Raw genomic sequence first — 24,306 nt, 5'->3', positions numbered from 1 at the left:
TTCATTCATCATTCTTCATTATACAGAGTGACTATCGCCCTCACCTTGTGCCCTTGCAGTTTGGGCGTTTCCTGTATGGCACCGCTCCCCATCGAGAACAGCCAAGCTTTGGCGGTTTCCTGCCCCTCCACTTCGGTACTCGTCCAATACCAACATCCATCGGCTTCGTTCGGCAGCGGGTCGCCGCCGCAAGCCTCTATGTAGGGATTTACAAACTCCTTGGCGGCATAGAGCAACCGCATCTGCGCCACCGAAGGTACGTAGGCACTCTGCCCGTACCGCCACATATCAAACACCTGCATGGCCATAGGCGAAGAAACATCGTCTGTGTCATACAAGGCAAAGGTATTCTCGTTTCCATCGTAAGCCGTCAAGTCGGCAGACGTTCCTTGCGCAATGCCCAAACTGTCGGCAAAGGCTTCCGGGGTAAGGTCATGCAGATAGACCGCATAGCCTGTGCCATTTATTTCTTCATCGTGGTTCACATGGAACACCACGGCTATGGCTTCCTTGCCGGAAGCCGCATAATCTTCGTAGCTTCGTGTCTTGCCGTCCGTGCAAAGTATATGTCCTACTTTCATCGAGGTGTCCAACGGGTCGTGATGCCCGTCACAGCCCACAAGGACGGCAACCAGCATTAGCACTACTGCCGCCCACGCTTTTCCTATCTTGTTCATCTTTCCTTTCATACCTTAATTATATATTCCGTAAAATTTGTCTGCTTCACGTGCCAGATTCTTCATTCTTAATTCTTCATTTTGTCGGTATCTTCACGCCGATGACAATGCCTGTCCGAAACAAATCTTCCCCTTTTATCATCAGATCGCACTTGGCCTGCCAAAACAGCTTCCAGCCCTTGCGCAACGCATAGCTGTGTTCGTACCCCACATGGATGCCGCCCAGCACCTTGTCCCTGTCCGAACCCAGTGACCCGCCCAAGCGCAAGTTGCCGTGGTGGTTACGGCTACGGAACACGCAAGGTTTGTAGGCCGCGCCCACGCCCCATGTGTTGTAGTGGTTCCAAAACGATTCGGGGCAAACATGGCCACAATCCTCACATTTGTCCCATTTCAGATAGACATTCCCGAAGAACTCCCACGCATGATGGTAGTTTGTTTCAAACTCATAACCCACCGTCCAGTCCAACCCTCTCTCATACAGCAGGCCAGTACCGATTTGGATGCGTCCTTGCCGGTCATCGGCAAAACCCGGCAAAGTGGCTACCAACATGAATGCCAGTATGACCAACCCCTTTGGCACAGTCAAATTCTTCATTATTAATTCTACATTCTTCATTTCCTTACTCCTCCTGTAATAAAGCCTCATTAAAACTGTCCGCGCAAAGCACGTCCTCATAGTCGATGTTCAAGGCGATGGTACGCCCCGAAATCTGCTTCTCGCTCACCTCTATGGTCAGTACCTTATCGTTGGGAAAGGTCATCTTCTTAATGACCAGCACATTACGGTAGCCGTGCAGAAACGATGTCCGCTGTTCCAACTCCATTTCCGGCACCAGCTCAATAACCTGCGAGTTGGTGGCTTTCGACACCTTCTTGTCGGCCAGTTTTACGCGGATTTCATCAATATCAAAACGGATGTTCGTGTGGTTATCTATCGAGAAGTCGAGAAAGAAGTAGTCGCCCACGGCATAGATATTGTTCAGGCGCATGGTCATACGGTGTTGCCTGTGGCTCACGTTACGGTAACGGGCAGGCGACAACCACACCTGACGGGCAAAGCGGTACATATCCTCGGTGGAAAGCGAAACTGCCGGGTTATGGTATGCTGTCATTTCGATGGGTTGTACCTCCTTATCCGTCACGGCTTCCTGCAAGCGGGTCGTGTAAAGCAGAGCGTATTGCGTGCGATAGCGTTCCGTCACGATGGTGACGATGGCAAGTACCTCGCCGTCCCCATGTCCCGCTTCCTTGGGTTTCAGGCGTATGGTGTTGTTTATCGGTTGGTCACCCGCTATCTTGTCCGTGGAAATATCCACGAAGCGGATGGGTTCGGTGGCGGTGATGACAGTCGTCACCTGTTCGTTCACCGTCAGTTGTTCCATTTCATTGTAGGTCTGTTGTGCCTTGGTCGTGCTTCCGGCAAACAGGACTGCAACGGCCAGAATTCCTCTTATTGTCAGTTTCATTGTCATGATGATTGTTGTTTACATTGCATATTGTCAGTTCCTTTTTTCCCTGCCGTTCACCAGATAGACGAACGTGCCGTATTTCAGCTTCGCCTTGTTCTTGCGCACGGCCTTTGACAAGGCGTTGCTCGTGCGCTGGTAGGCGTTCTGTATGGCCTGCATTCCCCATTGGGCAAAGGTGTTCCCGGTATTTCCGTTGTTAATGCTCATCGTGCTGCCGAGGGCGTTGGATGCCACATCCTGCGTGGTTTCCCTGAAGGAACTACCGGGTACATAAAGCCCCTCCAACCCATCCGTGTCGTAAAGCGAGAGGTTCACCTTCACCAATTCGTCCTCCACCAGCAAGCTCTTGATGCTCCCTTTCACGCGCTGGCTGCCGAAGCCGCTCATCGTGGCATAGAGGTACGATCCTTTGGACACCACCTTGCCGTCTATCTCCACATCGTCCAACAGACGCAAGCGCACCCGCGAGCCTTCCACCGCCTTGATGTCCTCGTCGATGATGGCCTTTATCAAGCGGGGGCCCGGTTCGTTTTCGGCCAAGGTGTTGAAGTAGTCCGAAGAGGTCTTCACTTTTTTTACCACTTGCTCGTTCTCGGCATTCTCGGCAAGCTCGTTCACGGCATTTTCGTTGATTTCCACCTTGCCGCCTATGGCGACACTGCCAGTGGGGGCGAGGTTCTCCGTGTCCGTGCTGTCCACGTCCTGCAATCCTTTTTGCCCTTGCTTTCTGGCTTCTGCCAGTGCCTTGTCCAACTCCGCCAAGGCCTCCTTGCGCCGTTGCTCGCTTCGCGCTAGGCGTTCTTCTTCGCTCAACGGTTGCACCCCGGTGGTGTCCGCCACCATCGCTTCGCCTCTTTCGGCGCTTTGCCGCAGGCGTTCCTGCATCTCACGCAAACGTTCCAGTTCCTCCGACCTTGCGGCTGCTTCCGAATCGAGCAGGGCAAGGTCTTCATCGGTATAGCGGGAATCGTAATCTTCTTTCTCTGTTTCATTGTTGTTCCGTTCAATGTTTTCTACAGCGGAATAGTCCTGTATCCGGCCGTAGGACTTAACCATGCTCTCATACTTGCCTCCGATACCGTCATCACGCATCTGCGCCTCCGGCAATTCCGGGTTCAGGTACTCGGTGGTTTGTAGGGAAGTGGGCGATTCTGCTACCTCCGTGTCGAATATGTCAAACACTAAATACCCCGTCACCAGCAACAAAGGGTAGAGGATGGCCGGCAACACGTACTTGGGTTGTCTGAAGTTAATCCTGTCCGTCATCATGGTTCATAGGTTGTTTTTGTTTCAAAAGAATCTCCTGCCGTTCGGTGGCCGTGACGTGCCTGCCATTGTCCGGTAATATGCATACCGATACCATGCGATACACATTAAGTGCCAGGCATCCCAATACGATGCCGAACACGATACCGAGAAACCACTTCGGATGCTTGCAGGCAAAGCGTTGCGCACACCCTGCCATCTTGTCTATCCGCAGGAAACGTGCGGCTTTCCGTCCTGCCTCCACTTCCTTCTTATACCGTTTCTCATACTTCGGGTCATCCTTGTCAGGCATCTTCTCCCCGAAAATCAGTTTCTTCCATCCCATAATCGTTATGTTTTTGAATTTGAATTATCAATTGTTAATTGTCAATTGGTTAGTAGTTGTTCTTCGCCCGTTGCTCAATGTCTTTGTTGAGCAAGGTACGCCAATTCACAATCAGCAGCCCATGCGGGTTGTTGTCCGTCCGGGGCACACGTTTCAGTTGTCCGGCTGTCACCAATTCACGCATCAGGATGCTGGTGCGCCGCTCAATGCGCTGCCGTCCATAATAGGTAAACTCCATCTTTTCCTTATCGAATTTGATGCTGTCGCAGAAAATGCTGAACACGGCACTCGTACCCATGATGTTGTTGTAGAATCCTTTTTCCTTCAAAGTGTTGTACTGGGCCAATCCCGTTTCATCCACTAAATACATCGCCTTCTCCATCGTGTACTGGATATACTTGTCGTCCGGTGCAAGGGTGAAGAAGTAGTGGTGGAACATTTCGACATGGCTGCGGGCTTCTACATCGAGCGTTTCTTCCATTGAGGTGCGCTGCACCAGTATCGGCACATTGCCGTCCAGCACATAGATTTTCTGCTGTGCATCTGCTACCATGCCCCTTGCCGTCCAAATGCTCGACAAACTGATGACCACGCATCCCACGATGACCGCCACACAGACAATCCCCACCAGTTTGATTTTGTTCTCTAAGTTTTTTATGACCATAATCTTAACAGTTATAATCGTCGTTCATTATTCTTCTTTTATCTCATCAACGAGTGCATAGCCCCGGTGGCCGACATTTTCGCCTGTTGCGCCACGCCCTCACCGAAGTTTCTCGTGCTGAATGCCGTGTCACCCTCCGGTATCATCCATGCCGCAAGGTCTGGTACAAGGTTCAGGCATTTCAATGCCACGATGCTGGCCGCCATCAGGTAGCCCGCCGAGAAGAACGAGTTTTGCAAGTATGCCGCCATCGTTGTCTCGCTGGCGGTTATCGCCGTCAGGTTCTCCACCTGAATGCATAACACGATGTCAAACAGAAGCAGTACATAGAAGCCCACAAAGTACAACATTGCGCCATAAAAATGTACCGTTAAGTACCTTGTCATCCATTTCGCCCAAGCCCCTTCCCATTTGGGTAGCAGGCTGAAAGCCCATTGTATCGGGCCGAATATCGTCAGCATTCCAAGTAATATTTGCTGACAATAGATTGTCGCCCACCAACCGATTCTATATACAATCAAGGCGATGACCATCACGATTTTATCCAGACAGACGGTCGCCCCGCTCACCAAGGAGGTGAACCACAGGCGGCTGGCATCTTTCTCCATTTCCGTCACTTCTTCGACACCGGTCTGTTCCATAGTTGATTCCACCAACGCCGGGTCCATCGTGCCCGAACGGGCAATGTCGGCTTGTGCCTGAAGGCTGGTGTACATGGTATCACGCACATAAATGAGTTGCTGCACTTCCTCGAATTTGTCCGTAATCTGCAAGGCTTCCGCTTGGTAGAGGTCGTGTGTGTACGAGCCGATGGCATTGGGGATATAGGACAGGAAGTCCAATACGCACCAACTGCTCCCGCTGTTGGTAATACCCGTGTCGGCGGGCGGATACCACCACGACATGATGACCGCCACCGCCAACGGCTTGAACAGTTTCATCACGTCCAATGGTTCTTTCTTCACCATCATCTTGTACGCCATGCCCGCCGCCATGATGATGGCGAACAGGGCAGCCAATGCCATGCACATCTGCAAGATCCACCAAAAGGGTCCCTGAGCCCCCGTAAAGGTGGCATCTGTCAGGAATTCGTTGGTCTGGAATATCACATCGTCAATCTCCTCTTCCAAGAGGTGGATGCCGAAATCCGAAAGTATATCGTCGCCCATGTCGCTATGCTGTCATTTCGTTATCTATTGGGGATTGCTCCCGTTCCATCACCGGCAGGATGCCGTCCGCTTTCAGTTTTTCATAAATGAACATCCGTCCTTTCTGCGTCCATTGGGTGCGCATCACCGATTTGCCGCTCTCCAAGGAAAGTGTGGCGCTATGCACATAGCCCTTGTCCTTGTAGGCGGCATACAAAATCCATTGCTTGTTGTCCTTGTACTGGATGCCTTTCTCGTGCAGGATGGCATTCATCTTTCTCCCCGACATTCCATAGTCTTGCGCAATTTGTGTAATGTCAAGTAGTCCTTTACATTGCAGCACGAGTTCCACGTAGCTTGTCCGCTTGCCCAGTTCCTCTATCTGCTCCTGTTGTTTGCCAATCAACTGCTTTTGCTCCTCATACTTGGCTTCCACTTCCAGGCGGTTCTTCCGTTCCTCCTTGATGGCATTGGCCAAACCTATCAGGAAGTCCGGCTCGGTCACGACCCGTTGCAAGGCGGCATCGGTCAGATAGCCCCCGTGCTTGCGGATGCTCGGCAATACTTCCTCGCATACCCAATCCTGAAACTTCTCCGCTTCGGGCAGTTTGCTACGCATCACCAAGCGGTAAACATCCGCTTCCGGAATGTACTTGGTGGGCAACATAACCACCGTACCATACTGGTTTTCAGAGGGGGTTGTTAAAACAACAACCCCCTTGCAATGCATTCGGACAGCTTGTGGGGCATCTGAATACCCCAATGCCCTTGCCACATCGTTTCCTTTGAACAACACTTTCCCATTCTCCGTTTCTACGGTGTTGATGCTCCCGAACTGTGGGTGGCTAAACACCTGAATCGCGTTATCCTTGCTCATTGTCTTATATGTATTGGTTATTGAATCTTCTTATCCCTGCCATCGGTTTAATTCCCCTTTGCCCGCCAGCCGGCCTCCCGCCATCGGTTCATTGCCGCCATAGCTATTTGCGTCCGGCGGTCTTCTATGGTTGCCGAAGCCTCCAACAGTTCGGCGACTTTGGTGGAGCTGGCCAACCGCACCAAGTAGCGCACCAAGGTTTCATCCTTGCGGATAATGTCAGCATGGATGCGGAGGTACTGTTTCTTGCGCTCCGAATTGGGCATATAGGCATTCTGCATCGCCTTGACTGCACATTGGTACATCCGGTAGCAATCCTCCCAAAGCTCCCGCTCACGACTGCTGCCCCCGGCTTCCGTAATCCGCCGTATATTCCGCTCGAAGTTCTCCAAGGCAGCATTGACCTTTTCGCCCTCGGTCAACCAGGCCATGTCCAATGCACCGCCGCTTCGGTCGGCCACGTTCAACGCCTCAATCCGGGCACGTTGGGTCATGGCGGAATCCAATGCCTCGGCATCGTCAACCTGGTTGTACAGGTTGATACCCGCCGCCGTGCGGAAGCCCAATTTGTTCTTTGCCGCCGCGCTCTTTTGATAGGAGTTATGCAGCAGTTGGTAATAAAATGTCGGTGTCAATCCTCCCGACCCGATTTCAGCCACCGTTATCTGGTTTATCTTGGCAGCATCGTGGTTGTAGGTTACGCTTTGGGCAAGTGCCTTGGGTGCAAGGCCGAACATAGCCGCCCCAATACCTATTATTATATATACCGCTCGTTTCATTTCAATTTTCTCGTATTTGGTTTCTCGCATCTTGTTTTCGTTTCCATGCCTCCATTCCCTTTCATCGGTTATACGGATTCAGCCCGGAATCCCTCCACCGCCGGAAAGCCTCGTTCGCTATCTGCGACTTGTCCTTGGCCAGATAAATGCTTTCTTTCCAATACCCCATGCGGAGTTGGATATACCGCCATGTTTCAAAGTAGGCTTTGTTCAAATGCCGCTCGATGTTGTCCAGTCCTTGGTTGATGCTTTCCAATACCAGCAGCAAGTCCGAGGTGGAGCAAGCCGCCGCACCGGTGGCATACAATACCAAGTCGCTCATTGAGCGGTAGAGTTGCTTGCCGTCTTCCGCAATCCTTTCCACGCACCTTAGGCTGATGCCGATAATCAGTGTGTCATGCAGTTCCATCCTGTTCCGCTCCACCACTTTTGTATAATAGTCATTTAGTAAATCCTTGTAGTCCCCGACTCGGTCGCTCACGCTATTGTAGGTGGAATATACGTTGAGCGAGGTACGCAGCGACTGGTAGAGGATGTCAATGACATCAAAAGCCCTTGTGTACTTGTCCAAATCCACGTTCAGTTCCTTGAAGTTCACCGCCGCTTCGCTGCTGTATTCGTGCAGGAGTTGGTTGCTCAGTTCCAGTGTCGAACGGGCCAGTAACAGGCTTCGCTGTTGTTTGTGGTCATTTATATAGGCTTCCACTGAAACGATGTCAAAGTTCCATTGTGCCGACATCTCCAACGAAAACGCCGTCACCATCATCAGAAGGATGATATGCCTGATATTTCTTATAGCCAGCTTCATTCCGTTTCCTCCCTATTTTCATCCGTTTCCTCGTATTTCCCGTTGTAATCCACCGAGTGCAGGCTGTTCGCCGCGCCACGCAACCATCTGCGTCGGCATTCCTCCACCAGAGTAAGCCTGCGTCCCCGCTCCTCGTTGACAAAAGGCGCGACGTCCTTCAGCACGTCAATGATGCCGAGCTTGTAGTTCATCATCTTCTCCAAGGCAACGAGGTCGGCGTAGATGTTTGTCAGCCGGGCTTCCACCTGACGGGCGATTTCCAGCCGGTCGGATGCCCACAGCAGGTGGTAGGTGTCCGTGGTCGTGTCTTCCTCCACCGGTTCCGATTTCACATATTCCGTGGTGATTTCGCACGAAGGGTATTGCCGGGCAATCTCCGACAGGCGGCCATTGACCAATGTCGCCTTTTCTGACTCGCTCATGGCAGGGTCAAGTTCGATGATGTCCACCACTTCCGTGTCCGAATACTCCGCCGTCAGTTCCCAGTTTATCTGCATGATGGCACGGTGTATCTTGATGCCGAGGAAATACTTGGGCTTGCGGGCAATGGAAAGGGTTGCCTTGAAGGTGATGGTTCCGTTAATGTTCGGGGCGGTGGCTTCCCGCAGGTAACTGTAGCCGCTCCACCAGCCGTCACCCTGCCACGTCAGGCTATAAGCGTTCTTGCACTCCTGCATGATGGCCGGGATGCGGTAATAGTCGTCCGTAGGCACGTCGTTCTCTGCCGCCGCTTCCTCCTTGGCTTGCGCCAGCTCCTCCTGCTTCTTCCGGATAGAGGACAGGTCGGATTCCAGCCGGGTGATTTCATCTTTGTTGCGGTTGTACTGTTGCCGCAAGGAGGCTGCTTCTTCCACCGTGGCCGATGCGATTTGTTTCACCAACTCGGCGTTCTCGGCTTCCAAGGCATCTATCTGCGACTGCAAGGCCGCCGCTTCCGCATTGTATTCGTTTTCCAGTTCGTCCAGACCGGACAAATCCAGTTCGTCATCCCCGGACACGGTAGTCTGCATGGCGCAGTTCTTGGAGTGGCTGTTCAGACTACCGCCGCAGGTGCGGCACTTGTATTGGGTGCTTCCGCTGCCCAATGTCACCCCGTCATGGCAGGTCACGCTGACGATCACGCTCTCGCAACCTTGTAGCCTAGCTTCGTCCGTGGCCTGGTAATAGTGCTTGGCATCGTAGCCGATAACATACACATGGCCCTCCTCGTTGTCGTTGAACTCCGACAATCGGGCGTTAAGTTGCGCCTTGAAGGTATTCAAATCCATCTTGTAGGAATCGAACACGTCTTCATACACCACTTCCTCGTGGTTCCAGCTTCTGGTTACTTTTATGCTGTAAGCGTATGCCTTCTGTATCAGTTTGCTGCCCCGGTTGATGTTGTAAGCGGAGCGATAATAGCTGATGCCGTAGGTATAGCCGTCATTCGCCCGGTTCATCTGCTCCACCTGCGCCCTCGACCAGCCGGCATACCGTTCCGAATTGCTGAGTATCTGCTCGGTCTGTGCGTTGTTAGGATAGAATCCGGCATCGGAAGTGTTGAAGCGCGTCCACTCTCCGCCGTAAATTATGCTGTTGTCGTCCGTGGGCGGCGTGTAGTCGCACAGGGTTTCCGTGCCGGCATCCCTGCGGTAAATGTACCACCGTTGGGTGTAGTATTGCCCGGCCGCTTCTTTCAGGTAGTCGCTTATCCACGAAGTCAGGTTGTAGTTGCCGGTCTGGAACAGGTTGGCCACTCCCTCCGGTCCTCCGACCATCGAGAGCAGCGTATTGCCCACGGAATGTTCCATTTGTCCGTACAGGTCGTAAGCATTCCCGGCCACTCGTGCAATGTCGCTTATCTTCCCGTTCAGCAGGTCATGAAAACTGCTCCCGCCCAGAATGGCATCCGAAAAATTGTCCGCCCCGGCCTGAGCCAGTCCCACCCCCATGTTATACAGGTTGTCAATGTCCGTTTTCAGGTTTTCCTTGGTGAAATTGTGCCGGATATTGCCCAGATCGTCGAAGAAGGCATCCCAGTTGATGCCGCCGCTTTCCGACAGTTTGAACAATGGGGCAAACTGCGGGGCGATTTCCAGGAACACTACGTCCCGGAACGACAATGTGCCGTTCGTCACCACCGATTCAAATTGCATACAGAGGGCCTTTACCTCGGCGCAGACTTTCATCAGGTAACTGCCCCAATACAGGGCTGTCTGCGGGGAATGGAGCATCTGGCCTGCCACCGTCCAGATTTTCGGCATAATCTTCGCACTTACGAGGTTATAGATGCGGCGGTAATAGTAGTTCTCTGTCCCGTCGCTCCAGATGCCCAGTTCCGTCAATGCCTTACGGTCGAGGTATTTTGACAGGAAGATACCCGCCGCGGCCACTTCCGCCGCGTTGTATTTGTCGAGTATGTCCTTCACCTGCTCGGTATAATAGGCTTCCGTGGCCGTTTCCGTGGCATAGGCTGCCGCCATCGCCGCCACGGTCTTCTTGTCGTAGTTGACACGCACGTACTGTGCTTCCGCCAAAAGGACGGAAGCACAGGCGCATACCAATAGGACAAGAAGTCTTTTCATAGATTATCAGGGCTTGATGTTTGTATTGTTCGGGTTGTTGCCCGGATTTTCATTCTTCCCTGTTTTCATGTCCCGGTCAAGGCAAAGCGAATACTCCCCGGAACACCATTGCTGGTCGGGGGCTTTGTAGGTGATGTAGCCGCGTTCCTGCAATTCCTCACTGGCAGTCAACACTCCCTTTACGCTGAATCCCCTTACTTTGCACAGCAGGCTGGCAGGATGCACATAGAACACGTCAGGTTTCTTCTCGTTCTCCCACACATAAATGAGGTAGAAGAACAACACGGTGGCCTCTTTCGAGAAGTTGCTGATTTCGTTGGCCTTCCAAAAGTCGTGGATGAATTTTTCTGCTTCCATAATGTCGATTATTTGTAGATGATTATTGTGTGATTACTGAATGGTTTTCCGACGGTTCCGTTCCAGATGCAGCACACGGCCTGCCTTGTTCACCTCCTGGGCGAACGCCAAGGACTTGTCGATGCCCGAAAGTTGCCAATCACGGCAATAGGCTTCAATGGCCTCCTGATGGCTGCATCCCAATTCCCGCTTGTAAAGTTTCAGGGCTTCCTTTTCAGCCCGCTCCGTAGTGTAGGTCATGTAGCATTCCCTCGGTTCTTCCACGCCGTACACCTCGCTGGCCGTGCCACGACGTATGAACACCTCCCGGAAGAACGAGCGCCCCTCCTTGTTTTCCAAGCGGTTGATGGTGAATATCTTCTTGCACTCCACATCGGTCAGGCCGAGTATCGCCTTAATGCCGTCGAACCGCTCCCGGAACTTGCTTTGGTCGAGCAGCATCACCACATCGGAGTTGTTGATGATGGCCTCCTTCACGATTTCCGACCCGATGATGTCCTGTATCTCCTGCGTCACCACGCCAACGCTTGCCCAGAACTTGCGGGCGGTCTTGTACATGAACTTGATGTACTCGGCCATCAGCGGAGAGGCGATGGCTTTCCACGCTTCCTCAATCACCAAGACTTTGCGGTTCTTTTTCAGGCGCATCTTCTGCAGGAACACGTCCATGATAATCAGTGTCACGATGGGGAAAAGCAACGGGTCATCTTTTATCGCATCGATTTCGAAGACGATGAAAGTTTCATCGAACAGGGTGCCGTCCATTTCCTCATTTAGCGTTTTGTCGTGGTTGCCGCCCCGGTAAAAGTCCTTCATCATGTAACGGTAGGTGGAGAGGTCGATGCCCGCAAGGTTGTTCTCGTGGCAGATGTCGGGGATGCGTTGCACGGAGTATTCGTAAAACGTGTTGAACGAAAGGCCCTCCACCTTCAGCTCCTTGCGGCGGCGTTCTATCTCGTCAATCTCCCTTTCGATGCGGGCCTGCCGTTCCTCTTCCGTTTCCCTGCCGCCACGGGCATTGTTGCGGTCGTCCACCAGCAGGCTCTTGCGCAGGTCTTCCCGTTGGGGAGGGGTAAAGCCGTCAAAACCGTTGAAATAAACGTCGTAGTATTCGGTAATCACCTGGTCGATGAGCCTGTCCTCGGTCTTACTGACCGTACCCTGGGAACCTTTCCATATCAGCAGCACAAGGTTTTTCAGGAAGCCGGTCTTCTCCACATTCAGCTCTTGGCGGTTGATGCGGAACGGGTTCATGGTAATCGGCTTCTCCTCCGTATAACTGATGTACTTGCCGTTCAGGTACTCGCATAAGCCCTCGTAGGAGTTACCCGTATCGACCATCACTACGTCGGTGTTTTGCTCGGCAAGCTGGCGCACCACGCTATTGATATGGAACGACTTGCCGCTTCCGCTTGGCCCCAGACAAAAGAAGTTGGAGTTGTCTGTCAGCTTATTGCGCCCTTCCTTGCCAGTAATGTCGATGGCCACGGGCACGCCTTGCCGGTCTGTGTAGTATATCTTCAGCGGGGTGTCCTCGCTGTGCTGGATGTGTTCCTTGTACATCAGGCAGGCGGCTGCATCGCCGAGGGTCAGGAAACGGTCGTAGTCCACGCTCATGCCGTAGCAGTTGCCGGGGAACGAATTGACGAACAGTTCCAGCTGGTTGTACGCCCGCTTGCTGATGTGGATGCCGAGCCTGCCGAAGCTGTTCTCCAAGTAGTTGGTGGGCTTCTGCAGGTCGATCCCCTTGTCACAGCACACCATGAGGTTATAATGCATATAGACCAGTTGCTTGCTTTCCCTCGCTACGGTGTCTTGCACCCGCTTGATGTCATCCACGGCCATCAGGTTCGATGGATTGGAGATGCTGGCATGGCGGTTCTTCTTCTTTTCCAGTGCGGCAAGCTCCTTTTTCTGGCCGGGCATGAAAATCATCTGGTTGTAAACCACCGTCCGTGCATCGGGTATGCTGTCTATCATCGACACCAAGTCCACGGGCATCTCGGTGTTGTTTACCTCGATGTTGGTGAACGGGCGTACCAGCGAGGGCAATCCTGCGCTGTCCACATCGACGATGGAAAACACCTTGCATTTCCTGCCGCCCATCTCCACGCATTCCTCGCCCGCCTTGAAGCTGTCCATCGCCACGGGCTTGTCTGAGAAGTCCATCGTGAAGTAGTGGTCAACGTAAGTACTTGCTTCTGCCTTGTCCAGGAACTGGGTACGGATGCCTGCGTCGCGCAACTGGTCTTTCACCTTGCGTATCTTCACCAGGAAGTCCTTCCACCGTTTGTCATCATAGGAGAACAGGTTGCCCTTACGGTTCTCCTGCGTCACGGTCAGGTAGGTGCGGTTGTCGGTGTACTGTCTGTCTTTGAAATAGCGGAAATAGGATTCGCTCAGGAACTCGTGTCTGCCGTTGCCTGTTTCCTCGAAGCCCTGCCTCGTGAAGATGTCCTGCTTGTGCAGGGCATAGCCCTCGCCGAGTGTCTGGGCAAGGGCGGTGAATAAACGGGTATATTCATAGTAGCTGTCGATGTCAGCGGAGAACTTCTGCACCGGATTTTCGATGCGCAGGATGGCGGAGTATTCCCCGGTCTTGGTGTAGAGAATGCCGATGCCGTCTACGTCCTCAATGGAGAAATAGATTTCCCGGAACATACGTTTGCGCTTGCAGCCCGTGCCGAATGCCCGGACGGAGATGGCCATGCCCGCCAAAAGTGCCGTGAATGTCAATAATACGTATAGTGTCATGGGGGCTTCTTCATTTTAGAATAGGTAGAAAAGTCGTAGTTTCGCCTGGGTATACCGCTTAGATAACCTTCCGGTCACGATGCCGTGGGAGAAGTCCATCAGATAGAAGGTCTCCTTGCCGCTTTCGGAGCAAGTGAGGTATTCGCCTTGCAAGGGGGGTATCAGGCCTTTCAGCGTGGAGGGCTTGGCACATTCCAGCAGGTAATAGAGCTTGGCCAATTCACCGAGTGAGGGCACATAACCGCCGGGATGCCGTGCCGTCTCTTGCAGCATGGTTCGCCTGCCCAAAGGAGAATTTCGCTTGGTTTGTCCATCGGCTTCCACCAGTCCTTGCGTGAGGGTTGCCCCATCAGTATAGCCCAAGGCGCAATCGCTCGAATAGGGCATTCCTGGCTTGTAGATGACCTTGTCATCCTCGCCGATGCCGGTGGTCGGATTGATAATGCCTTCTTTTCGTTTCCCGTCAATGGTCGGGAATCGCCTGCCGCTTGAAACGCCGTTTCCGGAGAATACGAACGATCCCGGACAATCAGATAAGGCAACCGCCTTGCCGTGCTTGCCGTCCGTTTCCATGACCACGGCCATGGAAAGAGTGTCACGCTTCGCCTGTATCGTCCCGTCCCTTTGCAGGTAATGCCCCGTTTGCACGGAATCAACCGGCATCATCCGGAATTTATATGCCAGGCTACGCTCCGGCTCCACCCAACTGCTGTTGATGGCTACGCCCTCGTTGCCTTTGCGGATGGAGAGGTGCGTCATGCTTCCTGCCGTTAAGGGTGGCAACATGGTACGCAACACATGGTCTTTGCCGTTGATGCGGATGATGATAGTAACGGAGCAGGCGGTTTCGGTCGGAATCAGGTAAAGGTCATGCTTCCTGCCGTTGTTCAGCAGGCAGTCCGTACTTCCTGCTTGTAGGCTGCCGTTGGCTTTTTTATCGAGCCATCTGCCTGTGTAAGGCTGATAGCCACCTTCAGTATAGATGTCATCCCCGATGAGGTTGATGCCGTCCAACCGGTCACGCAGGTCATCGCCCTCACAGACGATGCGTAGCAATGCCATGGAACTTTGCAGCCTGAATGTCGGTTGGATGGTAGTCCCGATGATGCGGCGGGTTTCCACTCCATAAAGGTTTTCATCGAACGGGGCGATCAGGCGGAGAGTATCGTTTGTCCCTAGTCCTTTTCGGAAAGGATAGCAAACGCTGACGGTCGCCGTCGTGTCGGAAGTGAGTGCATGACGGTTTGCCGACACATACACGTCTCCCTTCCGGGTGAACATCGCTCCTGCTAATGCCTGCCTTTCTTCGGGTATGGCAGTGCTTACGTCCATATATACGCCAAGGTGGGGCCATGCAGGGGTTGTTGCCTCCATACCCTCAATGCAGACTTTAATTGGTTTGCGTGCTTTTTGCCACTCCATGCGTGTTTTCTCGCCCGATTCGATGGCGGCAACCGTGGGCTTGGGTTGCCTCTCTCCGCCGCAGGAGGCGAGCAGCAGCCCGATACATATCATTAGAAAGACTTGCATCCGTTCGTTGTTTTGTATGGTTCTTTAATCATTTCCGTATTTGCTGTTTTTATGGAGTAATATCATATCCCGCATCAAGGCCGCTTTAATCTTGGCATGGGCGTTTACAGCCCTTTGGAGCGGGCATAGACAAACACACCTTTGTCGTTCTTCTTGCTGTGAAGTCCCTTGCGCTGTTTGAGCAGGATGAGTGCCGCTCCGCAACCAAGTGCGGCCACCAAGACTATCAGCCCGGCAAGGAAACCGGAGAGGCAGTAAGCCACGATGAAGCCGACAATGGCACCACCGATGGCCCCTGCCGCCCAGTAGATGTACCTTCCCTGAATCCCCATGAATTCAAGAGGCCGTTGCAGCCCCTTGAACATGGGGTATTCCAAAGGACGGGTGTCACCGTGCATTCCGGGCATGGCTTAGCTGGTGATGCCGAAGAACAACGGGAGTGCCTGTGCCGCAGCCACAAGGAAAATACAAGCTCCCACGATCATCATGATGGACTTCTTGACGTCCTGCTCCTCGTTGTTCATCTTGATGTACACGCTGATGGCTCCCACGATGGCCACGACACCGGCGATGGCGTAACACAGCTTCACCACGTAAGGCACGTACTTGGCGATTTCGGTCGTCACCGTGCCGAGGGCGGTGGTGCCCGCCGTATAGTCGCCGGCGGCGTTCTGGGCGAGTGCTGCTGTGGTGCCTGCCAGCAGCATGAGAGAGAGCATTTTCAATCTCCCGGAAGGGCAAAGTCCCTTCATCCACTTTCTGATTTTTCCTTTAAACATTCTTTTTACCTTAAAAATTAAACACTATGTGAATTGTCTCGTTTCTTCCTGTCATACCCGGTAGCCGAAGAACGCCGGGAACACGATGGATGCGCCGATGATGAACAGGCAAGCACCGACTACCATCATTATCTCCCTCGTGATGCCTTCCTCCCTCGTATTCATTTTGATGTAGATTTGCAGGCTGGCATAGATGGCGACGATGGCGGCAATGGCGTAGAGCAGGTAGAGCACATACAGCATCATGGTCACCACGTAATCATGCATAAGAGCCAATGCGTCAGCACCCCAGCTATAATCCACGCCACCGCATTTGGCCGAGGCTGGCAAAGCCGTGCACACGCCAAACAACAAGCCTGTCCACCTGCGCATCTTACAACTCATTTCTTGTTATCTTCATGGGGGTTTTGAACAGGGTCTCCCGCCTGCCCTCCAACAATTCGTGGAGTTCGGGAGCGGTCACGCCGTTCTCGCTCGTTATCTCGGCTTCATACAGGGCCGACTGGATGCGGTCCGCTTTTTCTTCGGCTGCACTCCGTGGCTCTTCGGTCGGCTGCCCGGCAGCATTTTCTTCCTCACTTTTTATCGGGTCGGCCGACGTATCTCCTGAACTGCCCACATGGAAGCTGTCACCTGATTCGCTGACTTGCACGGATTCCTCTTCCTCCATGCCTTCCAAGTCAAACACCTCCTCGGTAGAGTTGGTGCGTCCTTTTTTGCCCTGCAAGTCCTTGGCAATGACCACCGCATAATAAATAGCGTAGGCTATTGTCAGCACGAAGGCAAATATCATAAATGGACTCATTGCTTTGTCTGGTTTATAGGTTTACAATCTCGTTTTGCCTGCAAAAGAATAATGGAAAAGCCGTCTTGCGAAACCTCAGACTGAAATACTGTGCTGTTTTAACTTGATTTTTCTTCGCGCGGAGAAATCATACTTTCAATCATACTTTGACAACCTTGCTAAAGACAGTTATACTTACTACGCCTGTTCAGTTATACTTGCCTGACCAACGAAGTAAATTTTCTATGGGCAACGAAGCGTATTAGCCGTCCACGGATGTTGTTTTTCCTGTGCGAAGGTAAGGCGGTCGGGAAGCTGCAAGGCGCAGTTCCGGGAGGGCGGCCAGCTTCCTCCTTGCATTCGTTCCCTCCTTTCCGCCTTGGCTCTTGCACGTAAAAACAAGTCCCTTTGGACGGGTAAAAGCCCGACGGCAGGGAAGGAAGAAGAAGTCTAACATTAAATTATCAAAACGATGAAACAGATTATTTGGTCAAACGACAGCTTTATGGACGACGAGGCACGGGAGTATTACCAAGACTGCCAACGCGAGTTCTTGGAGGATGACAGCTATGTGGTTACGGATGAGGAATGGGAGGATGTGGTCAACGGCTGGCTCAGTGACGAGCGGCTCAACTTGAATAAAGAAGTGGACGGCGTTATCATTGCGTTTGGCGACTTGGGCTTGTGGCGCGGACGCAGACAGGGCTATAAAATCTTGGGCAGCAACGTCGCCGACATACTGCGTTCATCCTGTTTTGACGTGGAATGGTATGGTGACGGCTACAATATCCGCAGCCGCATGGCGCACCACGACGGCACGAACTATGTGCTTTACCGGGTGGCGAAAAGCCGGGAGGATGCCGAACGGATAGCCGACAAAATCTACAACCTTGAGATTGACGAGAAAGGCTTCCGCAAGCTCACACATTCTCTCTATCCCTACGTTGCCGATGTCTACGGCTGGAAAGTCAGGTGGCGTAAACCGGCATAAGGACTGAAAACAAGGAAGGACAGCCGTTCCCCGATGTGATAGGGCGGTTGTCCTTCCTTGCGATAATTGGCAAGCCAAAGCTTGCTTATACCTTTTATTATTTGTCTAACCTGTTATAAGCAGCTTGCTGATAAACTACTCTACAACAAGAAGGCTTCAAGCTTTGCCGCTTCGTCTTTCAATTTTTGGGGATTCTGTTTTGCCAACTTAGCAAGATTAACAAGTTTCCATTTAACAGACGGGTAATCTTTGAAGTATTCAAACTCATACCCATTCCATTTCGGTTCGCCAAGTTCGAAACTGACCAAAAATCTCTTGTCATCATCAGTAATCAACCGGTTGACTTCGGTTATCAGTTTAGTCCTTGTTCCCTCAAATTCCTCGTATGTGAAAGGAATGTCCGTCATGCCATCAAATTGGTTTACCATTGCCTCACGTTGGTCTATAAGCCGCGGGGAAAACGATTCATGGATAGGACGGTCGCTGCCAAGCAAGTTAAAGATAAGTCCTTCCCTGCAATCTGCCATCGGCAAATCCATATATTTCACATCAAACAGGTCACGGGGATGTTGCCGGGAAAGAGCCGCCGCAATCTTCCCGCCGTATAGCTGTGTCAGTGGAACTATGTCAGCCTCACAATAGAGTCCGAACTCCTCTTGTGCCTTGTCGCTCAGTGGCATGGTTAATGCCTCACCACCGACAAGACCTCTCTTGGTCTGGTTCACCTCCACCTTGACTTGTTTGCCCCGGTATTCACAAAGTAGTTTGCAGATGTCGTACTTAGGCACGATATGCATCCCTTTGAAAGCCTTTTCAGCTTTCTCTTTGATGGATTTCAAGTGCAGGTTGATGTCTTCCAAACTTTGGTTTCTGTCTGCTAATGGAGTATATGTCAGGTCTATATCAACCGAATAGCGAGGTAAGTTCTTAAGAAATAGGTTGATGGCAGTGCCACCATGCACGGCAAATACGCCCTCTTCCATTACAATTGGCATCAGTCGCAACAGAAGTTCCACTTTCTGAGCGTATATCTGTGTATTGGCGTTGTTTCTATTCATATTCAGCAAGTTCTTTGGGTATGGTCATATTATATTTAGCGATGTATTTTCCAGTGGGCACTATCATATATCGTGACGTGCCAAATGTTACAGAATCAAGTTTTAGAGCCTTGAACCAAGGGTGGGCCGCTTTTTCTGCCATATAGACAAACAGTCGTTTTACCTTTTGCGAAGTGCATGATTCAAGCAACGATTGCACCAGTTTTGGGCGAAGCGTGGTCAGACTCTCCATGATGTAATACATATCCAGCAAGGAGGAAGCTGCATCTGGCAGATGAAGACATTCCAAGAATGCCCTTTCAGGGGAAGAAACGAGCAAACTGTTACTTTCAACAACCATTGGTTCGACTGCCTTCAAGTCTGTTCCAAGGAAAGAGGTTGTCATGTACTTGACAGCCATGTCCCATTTCCCTTGAACAATCCATAAGGGCAGTTTGTTTTCCTTGTCGGTAAACAGGTAGGCTTTAGGCTTGCCGAGGGAAAGATAATGTGAATACCCCCTTAATTCCAAAGCGGTATAAGCGCCCACGATGCACTGTTTACCAAGTTGCGAATTGTAAGCCGCCACCGTTTGCAGCAATGTGGGCGATTTGCCTTTCAAAGCATAAACGCCTTTGGATATACGAGTGAGCCAACCCCTCTTCATGTACGAATGTTGCTCCTTGGAGTTAAGTCCCTGTTTCGTGAGCCAATTCCCGAAAAACAATGAACTATTTGGATGCGATTCCAATATTTGCTGTATTTTTGTTGCCATATTCGCCTTTATTATGAATTTGACGATATTTACCATGCAAAAATACTGCATCCATCCCGAACTGCCAAATATTCCAAGGCAATTCTTTGTGATTCTTGCGAAATATTTTCATTCAAATTCGTATAAATAAGGAATTGCAGACTCTGTAATAAGCAAATCCGTATTATTACGGCATCTTTTTCTTACCAACAAGGATGTCATTGAGGTCTTTGTAGAGCGGGTAGGTTTCCATCATGTCATGCACGGCATCGCCTTTGATTTCCCGTAGCATGTCCACCACACGCCGTCCGGCATCGTCATTGTCGAGATAGCAATAGATGTGCTTGTAGGCTTTCAGCCGTGACAATGCCTTGGGCAAGTTGTTTGCCAAGTTCAACACCAACAGGTCTGCGCCATAACAGGGTACGGACAACCGTTCCCGTTTCCGCAAGGTCAGAAAGGACAAATAGTCCATGAACCCTTCGAACAGGCATACGCAGTCTGTTTGTCCTTGGGAAATGAATGACACCGCTTTCGGAGCAATGCACCCCTTATAATAGGGATTGCGTATCTCATAGCCACCCGCCTCGTTGGGGAATGCAATGGCATAGTAACTATTTCCATGGCAGGTGTAATGCGCTTCCCAACATTCTTGACTGGCTATTTCCATATCTATTCCTCGTTTGGAAAGGTAGGAAAGCAATGGTAAGGATTCCAACAATTCCAACCGCAGGTTTTGGAATACGGTTGCTTTCAGTTGCGTCCTATCAGGAGCTGATTGTTGCGGATGCGGAACGAATGTCCGTATCCTGAGAGGTGCAGCAGGATCAGCCTGCTCAATCATTTTTAATATTTTAGGAATGTTGTGGGTGCGGTACACCAATACCGCAAGGTCGATAATGTCGCCGCTCTTGGCTGTTGCGAAGTCATACCATATATTGCGGTTCTTGTTTACTTTGAAGGACAGATCTTCGTCCTCTCGGTATGGTGCGTAGTACCATGCGTAACATGATGTTACCTTGACCGGATAAATCCCTATTGCCAATAAAAAATCCACAATTGGAATTTGTCGGATCAATTTAATGTTCATCCGCTTTATGATAGGCATTTCTGTTTAATTTTAGATTTCCATCGCTAATTCAATGCTTCTTTTGTTACTGCACAACCAACTGTCGAGCTCTTTTCGGTTAAAGAATATCAACTTTCCATGGGGCTTATAATGAGGAACTTCTTTTCCATTCAACAGTTTATATAATTGACTGCTTGAAAGCCCTGTATAAAGGCAGGCTTCCTTAAAGTTTAAGGTTTCCTTTGAATAAGAAAGCATCCGTTCTAACCTGTCTATCTGTGACTGTATGGCACATAATCTTAAGAAACAAGAAGAACAATTTGGTGAATTTGTATGACTTTTGCTTTGTCCCATAATTTCAAATTCTTAAATATTACAGAGTTTACCTGCAATATAATTATTGTACGTATTTTGGCTGATTATTCCATTAGATTTCATGTATTGAATATAATTTTTTGATGTACGCTCTTTGACATCCAACATCTCACACAACAATTCTGATAATTCACTGTATGACAGGGATTTTCTTGTGTAGAATATTTCTTTGGCAACATTGATTAAATCGTTTCGTTTACGACGCTCCTTATCTTCAACGGGTTTTTCTCCTGCAAAAATGTGCATGTCTTTATCCGTATCCCACGAGAACTGCAACAAAGGAACATCCAGTGGGCTTCCATCACGTACTTTTATAGCCTTCACTACCGAATAAACAGGATTATCATCTTTCTCTATGGAAATAATTGCAGCCGCCTTACGTTGGAGTTCCGATCCGATATGCCCTCGTAATTTGATCCCGTTCGGTACAAAATGCAACACACAGATAATACAGGTGCGGTAGATGCCTGCTAAACGATAAAGCTCGTCTACAATGGCGACGCTCTCAGCTTCGTCGTTTGCAGAACGAATCAGATCAGCTATGCCATCAATGACCACAAGGTGGATACCACCGAACCTATGGTAATACAAATCCATACTATCCCTTATTATATTCAACCGTTCTTTTCTGGAAAGAGAGGCAAGATAGAATGAATGATAACTGTCGGGCATATGGGACAAACCACTTCTTTTCAAGGTTTTTGTCATATTCTTATATAGCTGGTATTCTGATTGTTCCGTGTCATAATGCAGGATTGCTTTGTGCTTGAAATTCGGAGTGATGTCAAGTCCCAATGTGTCAATCTCAGAATATTCGTCTACCTCTATCAGGGTTCCTGCAATGATCGCTGAAATAAAATTGCTTTTGCCTGTACCTTCTCCACCCGTAACGCATAATAGATTGTCATAGGTACCAAGTGGAACATTGTTGACTGAGACTACAGTTTTTGAATTTTGCGGGGGATTGTTATAATCCATTTCACATGATTTTATTAGCATGAGTGTATTTGAATAATATTTTTCAAGCGCACCCGTTATTAATGCCTGGAGGTCTGATTTAGTTTTGCCGGATGCGAAAAAATCTGAAATGTCTTTCTCCTTTTTAGTTCCGGGTAAAGGCAGTTCGATCCTTATGACATTATGCCCTGATAATGTTGAGCATTGTCGCAAAGATTCTCTTTTACCCGTTTCGTCAGAATCATACAAGAATATGATATGCCTGAACTTTCTCTCTAACATTTCTATGATTTGTATAGGTATTGTAGCTGTTTCACTATTGAAGCACAAAGCATGGAATCCCTTCGCATACAAAGACATTACATCTTTCTCACCACCCGTAATAAAAACGATGTCACCTTTATTGGGCAATTGTTCAAAGCCAAAGCAATAGGTATCTGGCATTTCTCCGCCATATAGGAAACGGTATTTCTTGTTCATTGGGCGGTATATCTTGACGTACCCTAATCCCTTATATGCAAAAACTGGGTCTATTTCGGAACTTTTGATTTTGAAAGGTTCGTTATTCCTGTTCACGCTTTTGAATACATTGACCGATGATACATGAAAAGTGTCCAAAACAACTTTAGTAATGCCGTATTGTTGCCAATATTCCAATTCGGAACATGTGAAGGTCTTCTCTACAATTTCATATATTGGGACGTCCACCTCAATGATTTGTATCGTGGCTTCTTTATTACGCCTTATCGGATGAAGGGATTGTTTTGAATCTGTAACAACATCCAGATGAAGGTCTTTTGCTATCAGATTAATTATACTTACAAAGTCCGTCTTTAGATTCATCCCTTTCAATGTAGCCACAAACCAAAAACAATCTCCGGAATAGCCTTCATTGCCAAAGTCTTTCATCTTAAACATCATCGAATGCTTGTCAAAATAGATGTTACACGAAGCGTTTTTATCTTCATATAGGGGATTCCTAAAGTTTTTTCCGGGCTTGAAGGGCATTCCTAAATAGTATTTGAATACATCCAACCCTCGGTTAGTCCTCTCAAGTATCTCGTCTTTGCTTATCATTTCGTTTTATCTTTAGTGACATAGCCGTTCAGAATCACATTGTCTTTAAACTCCATGAGCCTTTTCAAGGCTTCTTCTTTAGGCGTAGCTGGAACCTTGACTTGGTAACATTTTATGGCGACGAAAAGAGATTTGTAGTAATATCTCACATCACCCGAATTAGCGTAGTGATACTTTACCAACCCGTTTTTCCGCCACCTGTACAGGGTGGATTCTGATATTCGCAAGACCTCCATTACATCTTTGCTGCTCATTTCCAAAGCATCGTCAATATCCTTGTTCAACTCCACTGTTCGCTCAATATAGCTTTCTATTCTATCCAATTGCTCTTTCAATTTCAGAAAGGCTGCACTGTCAATTGTGATAACTTCCATATTTATAAGTTTTTATTATTTCTTTTGCATGGAAACTAGAACTTTTTCCAATTTTTGTAGCTCTTCAATGCGTTGTACACCTATCTGAATAGTCACAGAATAAGTGTAGGCTGTGGGGCTTGCATCTCCTGCAAATAATTCAGCAATGGACATCTCCAACACTTTGCAATACTTTTCTATAATGCATAGTTTTACATTGCCTGCATCGCTCTCAACCCTGGATACAGTCGAAGGCGAAACATCCAGTTGTTCAGCCACATACTCTTGCGAATAGTTCTTTTCTTCACGTTTCCTTTTCAGTTTTGCACCGATATTGTCCATATTTTACAAATTTAGTGGCACCTGCAATTGGTTGTATTGCACAATATGCAAACATTTGCAGAGTACGCACCAAACCTTTCAACAGGTGCAAGTTTAATATATATGTAGGAAGATAATAAATACAAGTGAGAACCAGCTGCATGAATATGAATGGGATGTTGCATGGATTCTTATTCATACAGATGATGAATAATTTTTATTGTAGTTAATTTCCTCTTTCATAATAATGGACTAAAACGCTAATTTATCAGCAAAATTACTATATCTTATGCCAAAGTTACATATATTTTTATACCTTTGCATAATAATCCACAACATCCTATGGTAGATAAAGATATAAACAGATTAAAAGTAGTGCTTGCGGAAAAAAAACGTACTGCTAAATGGTTGGCCGTAATGCTCGGCAAAGACCCTACAACAGTTAGTAAATGGTGTACGAATAAATCCCAACCATCTTTGGAGATGCTCATGAGAATAGCTGAAGTGCTACAAGTAGACGTTAAGGATTTATTAGTCTCCAATATTCCTTCAAGGGCAGAAAAAGTAATCATCATACAAAATTCATAA

General features: G+C 49.5%; 27 protein-coding genes. 2 read left to right on the top strand and 25 right to left on the bottom strand.

Annotation, left to right across the window (positions count from 1 at the left end; all coding sequences use genetic code 11):
- Window positions 1-8: 8 nt before the first annotated feature.
- The 18 genes from BACSA_RS17335 to BACSA_RS17250 all read right to left on the bottom strand — a co-directional run bounded on the left by BACSA_RS17335 (window position 9) and on the right by BACSA_RS17250 (window position 16,805).
- On the bottom strand, window positions 9-677 hold the full coding sequence (locus BACSA_RS17335) for a DUF1566 domain-containing protein (protein WP_013619323.1): 669 nt from the start codon (window positions 675-677) through the stop codon (window positions 9-11).
- Window positions 678-753: 76 nt separating this feature from the next.
- Window positions 754-1,296, bottom strand: a complete 543-nt coding sequence (locus BACSA_RS17330) for a hypothetical protein (protein WP_013619322.1) — start codon at window positions 1,294-1,296, stop codon at window positions 754-756.
- Between the two features lie 4 nt (window positions 1,297-1,300).
- Window positions 1,301-2,146 carry a conjugative transposon protein TraN gene (traN, locus tag BACSA_RS17325; RefSeq protein WP_041584501.1) on the bottom strand — a complete coding sequence of 282 codons (846 nt, stop codon included), beginning with the start codon at window positions 2,144-2,146 and terminating at the stop codon, window positions 1,301-1,303.
- Between the two features lie 33 nt (window positions 2,147-2,179).
- The gene (gene traM / locus BACSA_RS17320; RefSeq protein WP_013619320.1) at window positions 2,180-3,418 is read right to left on the bottom strand and encodes a conjugative transposon protein TraM; all 1,239 of its coding nucleotides are present in this window, start codon (window positions 3,416-3,418) and stop codon (window positions 2,180-2,182) included.
- Window positions 3,399-3,740, bottom strand: coding sequence for a hypothetical protein (locus BACSA_RS17315; protein ID WP_013619319.1), 342 nt, complete (start codon window positions 3,738-3,740; stop codon window positions 3,399-3,401). The genes traM and BACSA_RS17315 overlap by 20 nt, the downstream gene beginning before the upstream one ends.
- Before the next feature lie 49 nt (window positions 3,741-3,789).
- Window positions 3,790-4,404 (bottom strand): conjugative transposon protein TraK, encoded by a 615-nt coding sequence (traK, locus tag BACSA_RS17310; protein WP_013619318.1) that lies wholly within the window; start codon window positions 4,402-4,404, stop codon window positions 3,790-3,792.
- Window positions 4,405-4,442: 38 nt separating this feature from the next.
- Window positions 4,443-5,573 (bottom strand): membrane protein, encoded by a 1,131-nt coding sequence (locus BACSA_RS17305; protein WP_013619317.1) that lies wholly within the window; start codon window positions 5,571-5,573, stop codon window positions 4,443-4,445.
- 4 nt (window positions 5,574-5,577) lie between these two features.
- Window positions 5,578-6,429: a phage antirepressor Ant gene (locus BACSA_RS17300; protein ID WP_013619316.1), complete on the bottom strand. Its 852-nt coding sequence runs from the start codon at window positions 6,427-6,429 to the stop codon at window positions 5,578-5,580.
- A gap of 47 nt (window positions 6,430-6,476) precedes the next feature.
- Window positions 6,477-7,208 (bottom strand): DUF5045 domain-containing protein, encoded by a 732-nt coding sequence (locus BACSA_RS17295; protein WP_013619315.1) that lies wholly within the window; start codon window positions 7,206-7,208, stop codon window positions 6,477-6,479.
- A 61-nt stretch (window positions 7,209-7,269) separates the two neighbouring features.
- Window positions 7,270-8,016 carry a hypothetical protein gene (locus BACSA_RS17290; protein ID WP_013619314.1) on the bottom strand — a complete coding sequence of 249 codons (747 nt, stop codon included), beginning with the start codon at window positions 8,014-8,016 and terminating at the stop codon, window positions 7,270-7,272.
- Entirely contained in the window at window positions 8,013-10,580 is a 2,568-nt protein-coding gene (locus tag BACSA_RS17285; protein WP_013619313.1) for a hypothetical protein, read from the bottom strand. Before BACSA_RS17285 ends, BACSA_RS17290 begins: the two co-directional genes overlap by 4 nt.
- 6 nt (window positions 10,581-10,586) lie before the next feature.
- Entirely contained in the window at window positions 10,587-10,937 is a 351-nt protein-coding gene (locus BACSA_RS17280; RefSeq protein WP_013619312.1) for a hypothetical protein, read from the bottom strand.
- A gap of 33 nt (window positions 10,938-10,970) precedes the next feature.
- The gene (locus BACSA_RS17275; RefSeq protein ID WP_013619311.1) at window positions 10,971-13,691 is read right to left on the bottom strand and encodes a TraG/VirB4 family ATPase; all 2,721 of its coding nucleotides are present in this window, start codon (window positions 13,689-13,691) and stop codon (window positions 10,971-10,973) included.
- Window positions 13,692-13,706: 15 nt separating this feature from the next.
- On the bottom strand, window positions 13,707-15,221 hold the full coding sequence (locus tag BACSA_RS17270) for a hypothetical protein (protein ID WP_013619310.1): 1,515 nt from the start codon (window positions 15,219-15,221) through the stop codon (window positions 13,707-13,709).
- 104 nt (window positions 15,222-15,325) lie between these two features.
- Entirely contained in the window at window positions 15,326-15,628 is a 303-nt protein-coding gene (locus BACSA_RS17265; RefSeq protein ID WP_041584104.1) for a DUF4133 domain-containing protein, read from the bottom strand.
- 3 nt (window positions 15,629-15,631) lie between these two features.
- Complete coding sequence (locus BACSA_RS17260; protein ID WP_041584103.1) at window positions 15,632-16,000, bottom strand: DUF4134 domain-containing protein; 369 nt, start codon at window positions 15,998-16,000, stop codon at window positions 15,632-15,634.
- A 51-nt stretch (window positions 16,001-16,051) separates the two neighbouring features.
- The gene (locus tag BACSA_RS17255; RefSeq protein ID WP_301638875.1) at window positions 16,052-16,372 is read right to left on the bottom strand and encodes a DUF4134 family protein; all 321 of its coding nucleotides are present in this window, start codon (window positions 16,370-16,372) and stop codon (window positions 16,052-16,054) included.
- A gap of 1 nt (window position 16,373) precedes the next feature.
- Window positions 16,374-16,805: a hypothetical protein gene (locus BACSA_RS17250; RefSeq protein WP_013619306.1), complete on the bottom strand. Its 432-nt coding sequence runs from the start codon at window positions 16,803-16,805 to the stop codon at window positions 16,374-16,376.
- 451 nt (window positions 16,806-17,256) lie between these two features.
- Here BACSA_RS17250 and BACSA_RS17245 point away from each other — a divergent pair, with 451 nt between their 5' ends.
- Window positions 17,257-17,775 carry a hypothetical protein gene (locus BACSA_RS17245; RefSeq protein ID WP_013619305.1) on the top strand — a complete coding sequence of 173 codons (519 nt, stop codon included), beginning with the start codon at window positions 17,257-17,259 and terminating at the stop codon, window positions 17,773-17,775.
- A 140-nt stretch (window positions 17,776-17,915) separates the two neighbouring features.
- Here the strand turns inward: BACSA_RS17245 and BACSA_RS17240 are convergent, their stop codons facing one another.
- The 7 genes from BACSA_RS17240 to BACSA_RS17215 all read right to left on the bottom strand — a co-directional run bounded on the left by BACSA_RS17240 (window position 17,916) and on the right by BACSA_RS17215 (window position 23,739).
- Window positions 17,916-18,833: a nucleotidyl transferase AbiEii/AbiGii toxin family protein gene (locus tag BACSA_RS17240; RefSeq protein WP_013619304.1), complete on the bottom strand. Its 918-nt coding sequence runs from the start codon at window positions 18,831-18,833 to the stop codon at window positions 17,916-17,918.
- The gene (locus BACSA_RS17235; protein ID WP_013619303.1) at window positions 18,826-19,587 is read right to left on the bottom strand and encodes a type IV toxin-antitoxin system AbiEi family antitoxin; all 762 of its coding nucleotides are present in this window, start codon (window positions 19,585-19,587) and stop codon (window positions 18,826-18,828) included. Before BACSA_RS17235 ends, BACSA_RS17240 begins: the two co-directional genes overlap by 8 nt.
- Window positions 19,588-19,753: 166 nt before the next feature.
- The gene (locus BACSA_RS17230) at window positions 19,754-20,674 is read right to left on the bottom strand and encodes a toprim domain-containing protein (RefSeq protein WP_013619302.1); all 921 of its coding nucleotides are present in this window, start codon (window positions 20,672-20,674) and stop codon (window positions 19,754-19,756) included.
- 12 nt (window positions 20,675-20,686) lie between these two features.
- Window positions 20,687-20,893, bottom strand: coding sequence for a helix-turn-helix domain-containing protein (locus BACSA_RS19585; protein WP_239480707.1), 207 nt, complete (start codon window positions 20,891-20,893; stop codon window positions 20,687-20,689).
- Between the two features lie 108 nt (window positions 20,894-21,001).
- On the bottom strand, window positions 21,002-23,044 hold the full coding sequence (locus tag BACSA_RS17225; RefSeq protein WP_013619300.1) for a toprim domain-containing protein: 2,043 nt from the start codon (window positions 23,042-23,044) through the stop codon (window positions 21,002-21,004).
- Window positions 23,041-23,418, bottom strand: a complete 378-nt coding sequence (locus BACSA_RS17220) for a helix-turn-helix domain-containing protein (RefSeq protein ID WP_013619299.1) — start codon at window positions 23,416-23,418, stop codon at window positions 23,041-23,043. The genes BACSA_RS17225 and BACSA_RS17220 overlap by 4 nt, the downstream gene beginning before the upstream one ends.
- Window positions 23,419-23,433: 15 nt before the next feature.
- Window positions 23,434-23,739, bottom strand: coding sequence for a helix-turn-helix domain-containing protein (locus BACSA_RS17215; RefSeq protein WP_013619298.1), 306 nt, complete (start codon window positions 23,737-23,739; stop codon window positions 23,434-23,436).
- Between the two features lie 321 nt (window positions 23,740-24,060).
- On the opposite strand from BACSA_RS17215, the gene BACSA_RS17210 reads away from it, so the two are divergent.
- Window positions 24,061-24,306 (top strand): helix-turn-helix transcriptional regulator, encoded by a 246-nt coding sequence (locus BACSA_RS17210; protein ID WP_013619296.1) that lies wholly within the window; start codon window positions 24,061-24,063, stop codon window positions 24,304-24,306.

The sequence above is a fragment of the Phocaeicola salanitronis DSM 18170 genome, assembly GCF_000190575.1.
Taxonomy (GTDB): Bacteria; Bacteroidota; Bacteroidia; order Bacteroidales; family Bacteroidaceae; genus Phocaeicola; species Phocaeicola salanitronis.
This window is presented reverse-complemented; position numbering and strand designations above follow the sequence as displayed.

Bases quoted from the DNA above. Each gene is read 5' to 3' on its own strand.
- BACSA_RS17335 (WP_013619323.1), bottom strand. From the start codon at position 677: ATGAACAAGATAGGAAAAGCGTGGGCGGCAGTAGTGCTAATGCTGGTT.
- BACSA_RS17330 (WP_013619322.1), bottom strand. From the start codon at position 1,296: ATGAAGAATGTAGAATTAATAATGAAGAATTTGACTGTGCCAAAGGGG.
- traN (WP_041584501.1), bottom strand. From the start codon at position 2,146: ATGAAACTGACAATAAGAGGAATTCTGGCCGTTGCAGTCCTGTTTGCC.
- traM (WP_013619320.1), bottom strand. From the start codon at position 3,418: ATGATGACGGACAGGATTAACTTCAGACAACCCAAGTACGTGTTGCCG.
- BACSA_RS17315 (WP_013619319.1), bottom strand. From the start codon at position 3,740: ATGGGATGGAAGAAACTGATTTTCGGGGAGAAGATGCCTGACAAGGAT.
- traK (WP_013619318.1), bottom strand. From the start codon at position 4,404: ATGGTCATAAAAAACTTAGAGAACAAAATCAAACTGGTGGGGATTGTC.
- BACSA_RS17305 (WP_013619317.1), bottom strand. From the start codon at position 5,573: ATGGGCGACGATATACTTTCGGATTTCGGCATCCACCTCTTGGAAGAG.
- BACSA_RS17300 (WP_013619316.1), bottom strand. From the start codon at position 6,429: ATGAGCAAGGATAACGCGATTCAGGTGTTTAGCCACCCACAGTTCGGG.
- BACSA_RS17295 (WP_013619315.1), bottom strand. From the start codon at position 7,208: ATGAAACGAGCGGTATATATAATAATAGGTATTGGGGCGGCTATGTTC.
- BACSA_RS17290 (WP_013619314.1), bottom strand. From the start codon at position 8,016: ATGAAGCTGGCTATAAGAAATATCAGGCATATCATCCTTCTGATGATG.
- BACSA_RS17285 (WP_013619313.1), bottom strand. From the start codon at position 10,580: ATGAAAAGACTTCTTGTCCTATTGGTATGCGCCTGTGCTTCCGTCCTT.
- BACSA_RS17280 (WP_013619312.1), bottom strand. From the start codon at position 10,937: ATGGAAGCAGAAAAATTCATCCACGACTTTTGGAAGGCCAACGAAATC.
- BACSA_RS17275 (WP_013619311.1), bottom strand. From the start codon at position 13,691: ATGACACTATACGTATTATTGACATTCACGGCACTTTTGGCGGGCATG.
- BACSA_RS17270 (WP_013619310.1), bottom strand. From the start codon at position 15,221: ATGCAAGTCTTTCTAATGATATGTATCGGGCTGCTGCTCGCCTCCTGC.
- BACSA_RS17265 (WP_041584104.1), bottom strand. From the start codon at position 15,628: ATGCCCGGAATGCACGGTGACACCCGTCCTTTGGAATACCCCATGTTC.
- BACSA_RS17260 (WP_041584103.1), bottom strand. From the start codon at position 16,000: ATGTTTAAAGGAAAAATCAGAAAGTGGATGAAGGGACTTTGCCCTTCC.
- BACSA_RS17255 (WP_301638875.1), bottom strand. From the start codon at position 16,372: ATGCGCAGGTGGACAGGCTTGTTGTTTGGCGTGTGCACGGCTTTGCCA.
- BACSA_RS17250 (WP_013619306.1), bottom strand. From the start codon at position 16,805: ATGAGTCCATTTATGATATTTGCCTTCGTGCTGACAATAGCCTACGCT.
- BACSA_RS17245 (WP_013619305.1), top strand. From the start codon at position 17,257: ATGAAACAGATTATTTGGTCAAACGACAGCTTTATGGACGACGAGGCA.
- BACSA_RS17240 (WP_013619304.1), bottom strand. From the start codon at position 18,833: ATGAATAGAAACAACGCCAATACACAGATATACGCTCAGAAAGTGGAA.
- BACSA_RS17235 (WP_013619303.1), bottom strand. From the start codon at position 19,587: ATGGCAACAAAAATACAGCAAATATTGGAATCGCATCCAAATAGTTCA.
- BACSA_RS17230 (WP_013619302.1), bottom strand. From the start codon at position 20,674: ATGCCTATCATAAAGCGGATGAACATTAAATTGATCCGACAAATTCCA.
- BACSA_RS19585 (WP_239480707.1), bottom strand. From the start codon at position 20,893: ATGCTTTCTTATTCAAAGGAAACCTTAAACTTTAAGGAAGCCTGCCTT.
- BACSA_RS17225 (WP_013619300.1), bottom strand. From the start codon at position 23,044: ATGATAAGCAAAGACGAGATACTTGAGAGGACTAACCGAGGGTTGGAT.
- BACSA_RS17220 (WP_013619299.1), bottom strand. From the start codon at position 23,418: ATGGAAGTTATCACAATTGACAGTGCAGCCTTTCTGAAATTGAAAGAG.
- BACSA_RS17215 (WP_013619298.1), bottom strand. From the start codon at position 23,739: ATGGACAATATCGGTGCAAAACTGAAAAGGAAACGTGAAGAAAAGAAC.
- BACSA_RS17210 (WP_013619296.1), top strand. From the start codon at position 24,061: ATGGTAGATAAAGATATAAACAGATTAAAAGTAGTGCTTGCGGAAAAA.